This window comes from Epibacterium sp. HA2-3, from assembly GCF_055693725.2.
Genome location: NZ_CM172490.1, coordinates 1,738,461 through 1,752,037 on the forward strand (window position 1 = coordinate 1,738,461; position 13,577 = coordinate 1,752,037).

Consider the following 13,577-nt stretch of genomic DNA (forward strand, 5'->3'; position numbering starts at 1 on the left):
ATGCGCACGCTGGCCGTTTTGACAGTTCGCAACGAGGGGGCCTTTCTGCTCGAATGGCTGGCGCACCACAAGGCGGTCGGATTTACGGATTTCCTAGTTTTTTCAAACGATTGTGACGATCCCACCGCCGAGGTCCTGACCCGTCTCGATGAGATGGGCCATCTGGCGCATGTGGAAAATACCGGTCCCTTCGACAAGGGCGGCATCCAGTTCACCGCCATGAAACGCGCAGACAAGCATCGCCTCACCAAACGCGCCGACTGGATCATGGCGCTGGATGTGGATGAGTTCGTGAACATCCACACAGGACGCGGACAGATCTCGGACCTCCTGGAAGCGCTGCCAGAGGCGGATGCCATCACGCTGACATGGCGGCTCTTTGGCAATGCGGATCAGGTCCGCTACGAGGGCGAGCGTGTCACCGATCGTTTCACCCGCGCCGCGCCCGCAGTCATGCATTGGCCCTGGCGCGCGTCGATGTTCAAAACGCTCTATCGCAATTCAGGCGTGTATCGCAAAATCGGTATCCACCGCCCACGCAACGTGAAGGATGAAGCCGCCCGCGACCAATATCGCTGGTTCGACTGCGTCGGGCGCGAATTGATGGGCGATTTCAAGACCAAGCGCGTGTTCTCGAACTACGGTCAGGACAACTACCAGCTGGCGCAACTCAATCATTATCCGCTCGGCGCAATGGAGAGCTATATTCTCAAGGCCAACCGGGGACGCGCGGTGCACTCAGAGGATCTTCTGGATGTCGACTACTGGGTGGAGCGCAACTTCAACACGGACGAGGACACCTCGATCAGGCGCTACCGGGCGGCGCGCGATGCGATCCTCGACCTGTTCTTGGCTGACGAGGCTCTGCGCAAACTTCATGAGCGTGCCGTGCAATGGCGCAAGGACCGCTTTATGGAACTGATGCGCGAAGAACCTTACCGCGCACTTTTTGGCCGTCTCATGATGACGCCTCCCTCGCGCCCGATCAGCCAGGTCACGGGCCGTACCCTGGCCGGATTTGCCACCCTTGGACGCCAAAACCAGCGCAGGATCCGCGTCAAGAAGGACACCGGACCGGGTGAAACACCAAGTGGTGACAGCCCGAACACAAGCCCCCTGCCCGACAAGGACTAGCCCGCTGATCTCGCCCTGCCCTGGGTCGGATTATCGCCGACTGAGCAACAATGGCCGACAATTGGGCCAAGGTTTTTCTAAATTTAGCCTCAATCTCAGCCTAGATGTGACCCCGAGCAAGACCGAAAAAGGTGTGGCAGGTGGCGCGCATGCAAGACGACACGGATATTCTCGAGCAGGATCTTTCAGGCCTCAAACCTGCGGAATGGCAGGCACGTCTGGCAGAGATGGCCGAAGAAAACGGCATGTACCAGCCGCTTGGAGAGCGCCATTTTGCGACCTTCATTGACCAAGGCAACACGCTTCTCGTCACGTTCGAGAGCCGCCAGGGGATCGAGAGCTTTTCCGAAACCGCGCAGCCGCTTGGGTTTGATCTGGTCAAGAACCTCGGCTGGTCGCATCTGTGCCTGATCTCGGACGGCGATACCTGGTTTCGAGAGCCTCGGATCTACGGGTTCTTTGACCAGCTGATCGACGACGGGTTCTTTGAAGAATTTGACAACGTGGTCTTTTATGGCGCAGGCCCCTGTGGCTATGCGGCAGCGGCCTATTCGGTGGCAGCCCCCGGCGCCACCGTGGTGGCCATCCAGCCGCAGGCGACGCTTGACCCACGGATGACCGAATGGGATGACCGCTTCGTCGAGATGCGCCGCACCTCTTTTACGGATCGCTACGGCTACGCGCCGGATATGCTGGATGCGGCCGAACGGGGCTTTGTGCTCTATGATCCCTATCAATCGCTGGACGCCATGCATGCCGCGCTCTTTGCGCGCCCCAATGTGACCCGCTTGCGTCTGCCGTGTATGGGCGAAGCCATTCAGACCCGCCTCATCGAGATGGACATCCTCTATCGGATCATGTCGCTCGCGGGCAGCGGTCGTCTCACCGCAGAGGCCTTCTACAGGCTTGCCCGGGCGCGGCGCGACAATAACGTTTACCTCCGCAACGTGTTGAACCGGCTCGACTATCTTGAGCGTCCCTATCTCAACATCCTTCTGTGCCGCAATGTGAACGACCGGCGTCGCATGCCGCGTTTCCGACGCCGCCTACGGGATCTGGAGCGCCGCGCTGCCGAGGGAGAGTTCCGCATGCCGCCGGGTCCCGCTCTGCCCCCTGATCCGCCACATGGCGACGACGGCCTCTAAGCTGCCTTCCCAAGTTCATGGGGCTGTGCTAACGCCTGCGCCATGACCCAGAGCCTGACGATCACCCGCCCCGACGACTGGCATCTGCATCTGCGCGACGGCGACATGCTGCGCGCGGTGCTGCCGGAGACAGCCCGCCATTTTGGCCGCGCCATCATCATGCCCAATCTCGTGCCCCCGGTTGTCACCGGCGCCGAGGCCAGCGCCTATCGCGACCGCATTCTTGCCGCACTCCCTGAGGGCATGACGTTTGAGCCCCTGATGACGCTCTATCTCACCGAGGACACGGACCCTGCAGATGTCGCAGCCGCTCATGCCTCAGGTCTGGTCAAAGCCGTCAAGCTCTACCCCGCTGGCGCCACCACCAACTCCTCGTCCGGTGTGCGCGATTTCGACAAGGTTCGCCCCGTGCTTGAGAAAATGGCCGAAATCGGCCTGCCGCTCTGCACCCATGGCGAGGTCACCGACCACGACATCGACATCTTTGACCGCGAGGCCGTCTTTATCGATCGCGTGCTGGACCCGATCCGCCAATCCACACCGGGCCTGCGTGTGGTGATGGAGCATATCACCACCAAGGACGCGGCGGATTATGTGCGATCGCAGGACAAGGATCTTGGCGCGACAATCACCACGCACCACCTGATCATCAATCGCAACCACATCCTCGTGGGCGGGATCAAGCCACACTATTACTGCCTGCCTGTCGCCAAGCGCGAAGAGCACCGCCTCGCCCTGCGCCAAGCTGCGACCTCCGGTGATGCGCGGTTCTTCCTTGGTACCGACTCAGCGCCCCACACCGATGCCAACAAGCTCCAGACCTGTGGCTGCGCGGGCTGTTTCACTGCAACCAACACCATGGCTTTGCTGGCCCATGTCTTTGAAGAAGACGGTGCGCTCGACAAGCTAGAAGGGTTTGCCTCAAAGAACGGCCCAGCCTTTTATCGCTTGCCCGAAAACGATGGTCAGATCACGCTTGTGAAACAGGACACCCCCGTCGCTTTTCCGGCGCAGATCGACACGCAGGACGGCCCGGTGACCGTCTTTGATCCGGGGTTCCCGGTCCATTGGACTGTCGCCTAATTTCATCTTCTCGATAAATATCCCCGCCGGTGGCTCCCGCCCGCGCCTCTGGCACTCTGCTCTCGAAGGATACGCCATGATCCCCTCCTCCTACCCCTCCGCCGAAGAAATCGCTCGCCTCTCTGCCCGCATGCTCTTGGAAATCGGCGCGGTGAACTTCAACACCGATGAACCCTACACGCTGGCTTCGGGCCTGCCGTCGCCGAGCTACATCGACTGCCGCAAGCTGATTTCCTTCCCGCGCATCCGCTCCACCCTGATGGATTTCATGGCTGTCACGGTGATGCGCAACGCAGGCTTTGAGGCCTTCGACAATATCGCTGGCGGCGAAACCGCAGGCATACCCTTTGCCGCGTTGGTGGCCGAACGCCTTGCCCTGCCAATGACCTATGTGCGCAAAAAACCCAAAGGCTATGGCCGCAATGCCCGTATTGAGGGCGCCATCTCCGAGGGCGAGCGCGTCCTGCTGGTCGAAGATCTGACAACCGACGGCGGCTCCAAGCTTTCTTTCGTGGACGCGATCCGCGAAACCGGTGCCACCTGCGGGCACACAGCGGTGATCTTCTATTATGACATCTTCCCCGAGACCACAAAAACGCTCGGTGATCACGGCGTGCAGCTACATTATCTCTGCACCTGGTGGGATGTGCTGGCCGAGGCGCGCGCACAAGCTGCCTTCAGCACCGAAACCCTTGACGAGGTAGAGAAATTCCTGCGTGATCCGCGCGCTTGGCAAGAGGCCAACAAGAAGACCTGAGGAAAACCTGTCCTTCAGGGCATCTGTCATCTGTGGATAAGGCCGCGCCGAATCGGAGCGGCCTTATCCATATCTCGCGGCTGACGCGCGTTTGACACACAATATGCGGAGAAAATGTCCCCTTCAGGCGATTTTATCAAAAATTGCCCACATCGACCTCTGCGGTTATCCTCAAACGATCCACAGGGATTTCCAGATGGTATTCGGGGCAGTTTCCAGCGTAAAACACGAGCCTATCAAAAGAGAGCAATCATGAACGAGATCACCTCTTTCAACGGCGATCCACAGCCGCCAGCGTCACCGGACGCGCGCGGTGCGGCAGATGAAGCGCAGGCAACAGAATTGCCCCATTCCGTCGAGGCGGAACAGCAACTGCTGGGGGCAATTCTCACCAACAATGACGTCTATGACAAAGTCGCCTCGATCATAAATTCCTCGCATTTCTACGACCCGGTCCACGCCCGGATCTACGAGGTGGCCGCGGCCCGGATCTCCAAGAACGCGCTGGCTTCGCCAGTGACGCTCAAGGCCTTCATGGAGGACGATCAGGGCCTTAAAGAATTGGGCGGCCCCGCCTATCTCGCCAAGCTGGCCTCGGCGTCGATCTCTGCCTTTGCGGTGCGCGACTATGCACAGATGATTTATGATCTGGCGATCCGGCGCGAACTCATCGCGCTTGGCCAGACCATCGCGGAAAAAGCCCGCCGCGTCGATGTCGCCTCCGAACCCAAGGAACAGATCGTCGAGGCCGAACAGTCGCTCTACCAGCTGGCCGAACAGGGCCAGACCGAACAGGGGTTCAAATCCTTCCTGCGCGCTGTCACCGAGGCCGTGAATGTCACCAATGAGGCCTACCAGCGCGGCGGCGGCATGGCCGGGATCTCTACCGGGCTGGATGATCTCGACAAACAGCTGGGGGGCTTGCACCCTTCGGACCTGCTGATCCTTGCGGGACGCCCCTCGATGGGGAAAACCTCGCTTGCCACCAATATCGCCTTCAACGTCGCCAAAGCCTATCGGCGCGGCCTCAAACAGGATGGCACCGAAGGCGCGGTCGACGGCGGCGTTGTGGGCTTCTTCTCGCTCGAGATGTCCGCCGAACAGCTGGCAGGCCGGATCCTGGCCGAAGCGTCAGAGATCTCCTCGCACAAGATCCGCCAGGGTGACATGACCGAAGAAGAGTTCCGCCGGTTCGTCCAAGCCGCCAAGGATCTGGAAAGCTGCCCGCTCTTTATCGACGATACGCCCGCGATCCCGATCTCACAGCTGGCCGCCCGCGCCCGCCGCCTGAAACGGACCCATGGGCTCGACCTTCTGGTGATCGACTACCTGCAGCTCTGCCGCGGCATGTCCGACAACCGCGTGAACGAGATTGCCGAGATCTCGATGGGCATGAAAGCCATCGCCAAGGAACTCAACATCCCCGTCATCGCCCTGTCGCAGCTCTCCCGTCAGGTCGAAAGCCGCGAGGACAAACGCCCGCAGCTCTCCGACCTGCGGGAATCGGGCTCGATCGAACAGGACGCCGACGTGGTCATGTTCGTGTTCCGCGAAGAATACTACAAAGAACGCGAAAAACCGGGCGATCACGAGCTCGACAAGATGGAAGAGTGGAAACAGGCGATGGAACGCTTGCACGCGAAGGCCGAAGTCATCGTCGGCAAACAGCGTCACGGCCCCATTGGCACGGTCGAACTTTCGTTCGAGGCGCAGTTCACGCGCTTTGGCAACCTCGCCAAAGCCTGGCAGCAGCAACCCGACGGCTATTAAGGGCACAAAAGGGGCGCCGGGCCACCGGCCCCCTTCATCTTTTCCTCAATACCTCGGGGGAGGCCCATCAGGCCGGGGCAGCGTCCCCACCTGTAGGTGCATGACACGCGCGATCCGCTGCCCAAAGCAGAGCAGGATGCGGTTTCCCCCTTGACCCTCCGGCCCTCCGTGTCATGAACAAGCCATGAGTACGGCACGTTTAAAAATCAATCTGGATGCGCTGGCGATCAACTGGCGCAATCTGGATGCCAAGACCAACTGCGAGACCGCAGCGGTGGTCAAGGCCAATGGCTATGGTCTGGAATCCGGCCGCGTCGGCAAGGCGCTGGCACAGGCAGGCGCGCGCAATTTCTTTGTCGCCATCGCCGAAGAAGGCATTGCGCTCAGGCGCGCGCTTGGACCCGGCCCGGGTATTTCGGTCTTTGCAGGTCATATGGAGGGCGACGCAAAACTCCTGCGTGACTTCCAGCTGACGCCGATGCTCAACTCGCTGGATCAGATGCTGCGCCATTTCGAGAGCCTGCCGGGTCACCCCTTTGGCGTCCAGCTCGACAGCGGCATGAACCGGCTCGGGATGGAGGCCGCCGAATGGATGGCCGTGCGCGACATTGCCCTCGATCAAAACCCCGTCCTCTTGATGTCGCATCTGGCCTGCTCGGACGAGCCGGGCCACGGCATGAACGCCTATCAGCTCAAGAATTTCATCGAGATGACCGAGGGGCTCAATATCCCCCGCTCGCTCGCGGCCACTGGCGGCCTTCTGCTGGGGCGCGACTACCACTTTGATCTCTGCCGTCCCGGCATCGGGCTTTATGGGGGCGCACCCTACGCCGATGCGCTGCCCGTGGTCGAGCTTGAGGTGCCGGTGATTCAGGTGCGCGACCTCGCCCCGGGCGAGAGCGTCGGCTACGGCAACACCTGGATTGCGCAGCGCGACAGCAAGATCGCCACCATTGCCGGCGGCTATGCCGACGGGCTGCACCGGGCGTTCCAGCGACAGGGGATCATGGCTTATGCGGGCGGCACCCCCTGCCCCGTGGTGGGTCGGATCTCGATGGATCTCATCACCGTCGATGTCACCGACCTGGCCGAAGTGCCGCCCTACCTGAGCCTCATGAATGAGACGCAGACCGTGGATGTGCTGGCAAACGCCGCTGATACCATCGGCTATGAGGTCCTGACCTCGCTCGGCAACCGCTATGCGAGGACCTACAGCGCATGACCCCCACCTCCGCCCTTGGGATGATCGGCCGCGCATCGCTGGGCCGCCTCGCCGCCCTCGGGCGGATCACGCGCTTTGCCGCCTCAACCTTCAGCCACATGCTGCGTCCGCCCTTTTACCCGCGCGAATTGGCAAATGCGCTGTTGCAGGTGGGCTGGCTCAGCCTGCCGGTGGTGGCGCTGACCGCGATCTTTACCGGCGGCGCGCTGGCGCTCCAGATCTATGCGGGCGGTGCGCGTTTCAACGCCGAGGCCGTGGTGCCGCAGATTGTTGCCATCGGCATGGTGCGCGAGCTTGGTCCGGTCCTGGTGGGTCTGATGATTGCGGCGCGCGTGACCTCGTCCATTGCCGCCGAAATCGCCACGATGCGTGTGACCGAGCAAATCGACGCGCTGGTAACGCTCTCGACCAATCCGATGAAATACCTTGTCGCCCCGCGCGTGCTTGCCGCCCTCATCACGGTGCCGGTTCTGGTCGGCGTCGGAGACATCATCGGCATCATGGGCGGCTATGTGGTGGCCACCGAAACCCTGGATTTCAACGCCGCCGCCTACCTCAAGAACACAGTCGACTTTCTTGAGCTGCGCGACATCGTCTCCTCCCTCGTGAAGGGCGCAGCCTTCGGCACTATCGCCGCCCTCATGGGATGCTACTACGGCATGCAATCGGGCCGCGGCGCACAAGGTGTCGGGCGTGCGACCAAGGGCTCGGTCGAGGCCGCCGCCGTGCTGATCCTTGCAGCCAACTTCGTGCTCACGGGGGTGTTTTTCTCGCTATGACCCATCCGATGATCGAAATGCGCGAGGTCGCCAAGGCCTTTGGTTCAAACGCTGTATTGCGTGGTGTGGATCTGGAGGTCGCCAAGGGCTCCTCGCTGGTCATCATCGGCGGCTCCGGCACCGGGAAATCCGTGGCGCTGAAATGTGTGCTCGGCCTCATTGAACCAGACTCAGGCGAGATCCGTGTGGATGGAAAGCCCGTCGGCCAAGGCGACCGCGATGTGTTCCTGTCGCGCTTTGGCATGTTGTTTCAGGGCGGCGCGCTGTTTGACTCGCTGCCGGTCTGGCAAAATGTCGCCTTTCGCCTGTTGCGCGGCAGCCTCGCCCGGCCCCGTGACGAGGCGCGCGAGATCGCGATCGAGAAACTTCGCCGCGTGGGCCTGAAGCCCGATGTGGCCGACCGCCTGCCCGCCGAGCTGTCGGGCGGCATGCAAAAGCGCGTCGGTCTTGCCCGTGCTATTGCCGCAGAGCCCGAGATCATCTTTTTTGACGAGCCCACCACCGGGCTTGACCCGATCATGTCCGGCGTCATCAATGACCTCATCCGCGAAATCGTGGTGGAGATGGGCGCCACCGCCATGACCATCACCCACGACATGACTTCGGTGCGTGCGATTGCCGACAATGTCGCCATGCTGCACGGCGGCAAGATCCGCTGGACGGGTCCGGTGGCGGAGATGGACAATTCGGGCGACCCCTACGTGGAGCAATTCATCTCCGGCAGCGCGGAGGGCCCGATCGAGGCGGTGCGGTAGAACAGCGTTTGTCCCATTCTACAAAGAGTTTTATTTGTGAATTTGAACGTATTGCTTGGCGATATGCTCGCCGCGATACTTGCACCAATCATCAACGGCATACTCGGCTTGTTTGCAGCCCTAGTCAGCCTGATGGCAGAATTGCTACCACCTGTACTTGCCCCAATTGTCGAAGCTATCCTCTGGGTTTACGTCGCCCTCATTGCAGCATTCAGCCACTTGATATGGGGCCTTGTGCGGCTCTTGGGACTTGCGAGCCATGCGCGCGGCTTATCGTTTGTGTTCTTCGCCCTTGCGATTGCGGCAACGCTTTATCTTCTGGCAGGTATGGCGCTTTTCTTTGAGGGCGACACTCAGAACGTCCTGAGGTCTGGCTACAGCACCCATTCCGTATTGGTTGCTTTTGTGGGCATGCTCGTCGCAGCCGCAATCGGTTCATGTTTGCGCAACGATCCATCGGCCACCGAACCAAATGAGGCGATTGCCCAAACCTCCGACGCGCCGTCAGTGGCCCCATCACATGTCCGCAATCGCTGCCGTTCCTACGTCACGGGCGCTGTTCTGGCTGTGGGCTGCGGGCTTCTGGGCCTGAGGATCTACAACAGTGTGCTGGCAGCGAATGAGAAACGCACTTGCACAAAGACCGAAACCGCGATCATCGTGGCCGGACGGGTTGTCGGCTCAAAATCCGGCGCGCAAAACAGCTTTGATACGGAGGACCTGAAGTGTCGGCTTCCATGACTGCAGCCAGTGCGCAGGGCAAAACGCTTCTTTTCCTTCGCCTCACCAATCTCGCCCTGCTGATCCTCTATCCCGTCGCGTGGTTTGCACCTCTGTTGCGGGCGGGCCTCCTGCCGATCTTCGGCCTGTCGGAAATCTCCGTGCTCACCGGCCTTCAGAGCCTCTGGGACAGTGACATCGTGCTGGCGCTGGTGGTCACGGTCTTTGCGCTCTTCGCGCCCTATCTCAAAACCATCGGCCTTGCCTTGGTGCAGTTCCGCTTATTGGATGCGCGCAGCCTTCCTGTGCTGAAAATCCTCGGCAAGCTTGCGATGGCCGATGTCTTCTTGATTGCGCTTTATATCACGCTTGCAAAGGGCATCAGCTACGCCACCATCGAGGTCGCATGGGGCATGTATCTCTTCACCGCCTGCATCCTCGCCTCCATCATTCTTTCGATTGTGACGGACCGCCAGATCAGACGCGAGTCGGCGGCGGGTCAATGACGGCCCAGCGGGCCGCCGCGCCCCGCGCGGTCGCAGATCATTGAGGCGCAGACGACTCGCATTCAGGCTGGACAAGGCGCGTTCAGGGCAGACCTGCCCCTGAACAGCTTCTCAGCAGCCCCTTCGCGCCGCGCAAGCGGCGCGCGGCCCAACGGGAGACGATCATCTTTTGATGATCGTACGACGGGCGGGAGCCCCACCCATATGCGGGGAAAAAGGGGCGCTGCCCCCGGCCCTCTGGGCCTCCCCCGGGATATTTTGTGTTAGAAGAAGATTGGCCGGACTTGAACAAACCAGAAACATCTGCCACTGATCCCCCATGGCAAAGACATCATTCTCCTGCTCCGCCTGCGGGGCCTCCTATTCCAAATGGTCCGGTCGCTGCGAGGGCTGCGGTGAGTGGAATACGATTTCCGAAGACAAGGGGCTGAGCTCTGGAGGGCCGGCCAAGAAATCACTGGGGGCCATGCGCGGCAAGCGGCTGGTGCTGAGCGATCTGGCCACGCAAGAGACGCCTCCTCCGCGCACCCTTTGTGGTGTGGCAGAGCTTGATCGCGTCCTTGGAGGCGGCCTGGTCGATGCGTCGGCCATCCTCGTGGGGGGCGATCCCGGGATCGGCAAATCCACGCTGCTGTTGCAAGCTGCGGCGCAATTTGCACACGCAGGCCTGAAGACGGTTTATGTTTCGGGAGAGGAAGCCTCGGCGCAGGTACGGATGCGCGCCCAGCGTCTGGGACTGGCACAAGCCCCTGTAAAGCTCGCGGCGGAAACCAACCTGCGCGATATTCTCACCACGCTTGAGGCGGAAAAACCCCAGCTGGCCATTATCGATTCGATCCAGACCATGTGGGCCGACAATGTGGACAGTGCGCCGGGATCCGTCAGTCAGGTGCGCGCCGCAGCCCATGAGCTGACCACTTTTGCCAAGACCAATGGTGTCAGCATCATCATGGTGGGCCATGTCACCAAGGAAGGCCAGATCGCCGGGCCTCGCGTGGTCGAACATATGGTCGACACGGTCTTGTACTTCGAGGGCGAGCGCGGCCATCAGTTCCGCATTCTGCGCGCGGTCAAGAACCGCTTTGGGCCTGCCGACGAGATTGGCGTCTTTGAGATGACCGGCGGCGGGCTGGCGCAGGTGGTGAACCCTTCGGCCCTGTTTCTGTCCGAACGCGGCCAGCCTTCGCCCGGGTCGGTGGTCTTTGCCGGTATCGAGGGCACCCGTCCGGTCCTCGTGGAAATGCAGGCGCTGGTGGCGCCCTCGCCCCATTCGCAGCCCCGCCGCGCTGTGGTGGGCTGGGACAGCTCGCGCCTTGCGATGATCCTCGCCGTTCTGGAGGCGCGCTGTGGCATTCCTTTTGCCGGGCTTGATGTCTATCTCAATGTTGCGGGCGGCATGAAAATCTCTGAACCCGCGGCCGACCTGGCGGTGGCGGCCGCCCTCCTTAGTGCACGCGAGGACACCGCCCTGCCCGCCGATACGGCAATATTTGGCGAAATATCTCTATCTGGCGCGCTCAGACCGGCCCCTCAGACCGAAAACCGGTTGAAAGAAGCGCAAAAACTTGGTTTCACGGCAGCGATCGCTCCGAGCGGTGGCAAAACTGTTTCTGTCCCCGGCCTGACCCTGCGCCCGGCCGCCGACCTCACAGGATTTGTTGGCGAATATTTCGGAGCAGGCTAAAAGGCCACTCAAGTTATATTTCGCGGGCAAACAGGCGAGGGACATGGAAGGTTTCACCATTATCGACGGCGCAGTGGCGCTGGTTATCGTTGTATCGGCGCTTCTTGCCTATGCACGCGGCTTTGTCCGCGAAGTCATGGCCATCATCGGCTGGGTCGCCGCTGGTGTGCTGGCCTATATGTTCGCACCGCAAGCAGAGCCTCTGATGGCTGAGATCCCTGTTGTGGGGGATTTCATCGCGGACAGCTGTGAGCTGTCGATGATCGCGGCATTCTTTGCCGTCTTTGCCATCGCCCTGATCGTCGTGTCGTTCTTCACGCCGCTGCTGGCGGGGCTGGTGCAGCGTTCCGCACTGGGTGGTCTCGACAATGGTGCTGGGTTCTTCTTTGGCGTCCTGCGCGGCATCCTGCTCGTAGTGATTGGCTTCTTTGTCTACAACGTCATCATGACCGGGCAGAGCTTTACCATCGTGGATGAGAGCCGCTCGGCTGCGGTCTTCAACCAGGTCATCGGCAAGGTCGAAGAGCAAAACCCCGAGCAAGCGCTGGGCTGGGTAACGCAGAAGTATGAAGAGTTGATCGTCTCCTGCGGTATCTGAGAGACATCATCTACCGAGTTTGAGAGGGCGTCCAATTCGGGCGCCCTTTTTGCATTTGCGAAAGTGCATGCTGCCCTTTCAGGGGACCGTTCAATCTGTTCACAGAGTTATCCTCAGACCGACAAATGTGTTAACGCGAGCGCGCAAGCGATTAACACTCCGTTAATAAAGAAGAATCGATTCTAAACATCTCGGCGCAGGGGTCGGAATCCTGCAAAAACTGTTAATAACTTCTTAATTACCCCCAGAACGCGCGTTAACCTTTGGGGTTTGCTGCGATTTTCGGGTCTCAAAAGGCATCTGGTACCGAAACCGTCCCAAGCCTGCCCCATTCTTGTCCCAATTCGGGGGCCAATTGAGATCAACGAAGGCAAAAAGCCTCGCCGCTCTCAGAAGGGACATTGGGACATGCTGTTGGATCACACCACCGCGTTTACGGACTACCAGCCGGTTGACCTGCTTTTGGACCTGCGTTCAGGCGACGCAGAGGCACAGGCAAACGCCCGCCTGCGCCCTCAGAACGGTGGAGTGCTGCCCGGCACGCTGATCGAGACCGGTTCCGGTTTCAAACAGGCCCGCGCCCTGCGCCCCGGCGACATGGTGCAGACCTTTGACGGCGGCCTACGCGAAGTTGTGAATGTGCGCCACTCGGTGCCGCGTCTGACGGCAATGGTGCATGTACCTGCCGGTGCGCTTGGCAATGACGCCGCGCTCGAGCTGCCTTCTGACGCCATCGTTGCCATTGAGGGCGATCTTGCGCTCGATCTCTTTGACCTGCCCGTCGTGACCGCGAAGCTGGTGGCCCTGATCGGCTACAACGGCATCACCACCGCCCTGCCCGAACGTCTGGCGCGTATTCACATCGAATGCGCCGAAGAAGAGCTGGTTTGGTGTGAAGGCGGCATGGTGCTGAACGCAGCCGAAGCAGAGACCGAAGGCTTCTATGAACTCCTGGATCTGGCAGAGACCCGCCAGATTGTCGAAGCCGGCCGCATCGAGGCAACCGAGACCTACGAGATCGACGCGGAGATCGACGAAGACGCAGAAGATGCAGACTTCTTTGGCGTTGAGGCGGCACCGGCACCGGCCTTTGACCCCATCGACCTGCTCTTTGGCCGCTACGCCGCCTGAGCGCGAGCGGCGCGCATCCTGTCACGCGCCCTGCCTGACAGCGCACGCTGTCCAGCCTATCCCATGGGCACCTCCTGCGTCTTTTCCGGGGAATCCTGCCCCGTTCCAGCCCGAACTTGTGATCCTTTGATGACAACGCCTGTCAGACCGCCTATGTGAGGGCCGTCACTGTTCGACAGGATTCGGAGCCAAAGCCCCTGTGTTGACCCAGTACTCAGCCGACCTGTGCCGCCAGTTGTGTGCGGCAGGTTCTGCCCCTCTGGCCCCCCACAGCCATAGTGCAGCCCGCCTGC

At 60.9% G+C, this 13,577-nt stretch carries 13 protein-coding genes; all 13 read left to right on the forward strand.

Features of this window, described 5'->3' with window-relative positions:
* The 13 genes from ACZ1HH_RS08095 (at position 1) to ACZ1HH_RS08155 (ending at position 13,284) form a co-directional block, all read left to right on the forward strand.
* Positions 1–1,134 carry a glycosyltransferase family 2 protein gene (locus tag ACZ1HH_RS08095; protein WP_472636338.1) on the forward strand — a complete coding sequence of 378 codons (1,134 nt, stop codon included), beginning with the start codon at positions 1–3 and terminating at the stop codon, positions 1,132–1,134.
* 149 nt (positions 1,135–1,283) lie between these two features.
* Positions 1,284–2,279: a phosphoadenosine phosphosulfate reductase gene (locus ACZ1HH_RS08100; RefSeq protein WP_168610568.1), complete on the forward strand. Its 996-nt coding sequence runs from the start codon at positions 1,284–1,286 to the stop codon at positions 2,277–2,279.
* Between the two features lie 42 nt (positions 2,280–2,321).
* Positions 2,322–3,362, forward strand: coding sequence for a dihydroorotase (pyrC, locus tag ACZ1HH_RS08105; RefSeq protein ID WP_472636339.1), 1,041 nt, complete (start codon positions 2,322–2,324; stop codon positions 3,360–3,362).
* Between the two features lie 76 nt (positions 3,363–3,438).
* Positions 3,439–4,119, forward strand: coding sequence for an orotate phosphoribosyltransferase (locus tag ACZ1HH_RS08110; RefSeq protein WP_472636340.1), 681 nt, complete (start codon positions 3,439–3,441; stop codon positions 4,117–4,119).
* Between the two features lie 252 nt (positions 4,120–4,371).
* Positions 4,372–5,889, forward strand: coding sequence for a replicative DNA helicase (locus tag ACZ1HH_RS08115; RefSeq protein ID WP_472636341.1), 1,518 nt, complete (start codon positions 4,372–4,374; stop codon positions 5,887–5,889).
* 184 nt (positions 5,890–6,073) lie between these two features.
* Positions 6,074–7,111 carry an alanine racemase gene (gene alr / locus ACZ1HH_RS08120; RefSeq protein WP_011539107.1) on the forward strand — a complete coding sequence of 346 codons (1,038 nt, stop codon included), beginning with the start codon at positions 6,074–6,076 and terminating at the stop codon, positions 7,109–7,111.
* On the forward strand, positions 7,108–7,890 hold the full coding sequence (locus ACZ1HH_RS08125) for an MlaE family ABC transporter permease (protein ID WP_472636342.1): 783 nt from the start codon (positions 7,108–7,110) through the stop codon (positions 7,888–7,890). Before alr ends, ACZ1HH_RS08125 begins: the two co-directional genes overlap by 4 nt.
* Positions 7,891–7,898: 8 nt before the next feature.
* The gene (locus tag ACZ1HH_RS08130; RefSeq protein ID WP_472637315.1) at positions 7,899–8,645 is read left to right on the forward strand and encodes an ABC transporter ATP-binding protein; all 747 of its coding nucleotides are present in this window, start codon (positions 7,899–7,901) and stop codon (positions 8,643–8,645) included.
* A 36-nt stretch (positions 8,646–8,681) separates the two neighbouring features.
* Positions 8,682–9,386: a hypothetical protein gene (locus ACZ1HH_RS08135; protein ID WP_472636343.1), complete on the forward strand. Its 705-nt coding sequence runs from the start codon at positions 8,682–8,684 to the stop codon at positions 9,384–9,386.
* Positions 9,383–9,871, forward strand: coding sequence for a paraquat-inducible protein A (locus tag ACZ1HH_RS08140; protein ID WP_472636344.1), 489 nt, complete (start codon positions 9,383–9,385; stop codon positions 9,869–9,871). Before ACZ1HH_RS08135 ends, ACZ1HH_RS08140 begins: the two co-directional genes overlap by 4 nt.
* A gap of 319 nt (positions 9,872–10,190) precedes the next feature.
* Entirely contained in the window at positions 10,191–11,555 is a 1,365-nt protein-coding gene (radA, locus tag ACZ1HH_RS08145; RefSeq protein WP_487320236.1) for a DNA repair protein RadA, read from the forward strand.
* Positions 11,556–11,598: 43 nt separating this feature from the next.
* Positions 11,599–12,153, forward strand: a complete 555-nt coding sequence (locus ACZ1HH_RS08150) for a CvpA family protein (RefSeq protein WP_472636345.1) — start codon at positions 11,599–11,601, stop codon at positions 12,151–12,153.
* 408 nt (positions 12,154–12,561) lie between these two features.
* On the forward strand, positions 12,562–13,284 hold the full coding sequence (locus ACZ1HH_RS08155) for a Hint domain-containing protein (protein WP_472636346.1): 723 nt from the start codon (positions 12,562–12,564) through the stop codon (positions 13,282–13,284).
* Positions 13,285–13,577: the final 293 nt, after the last annotated feature.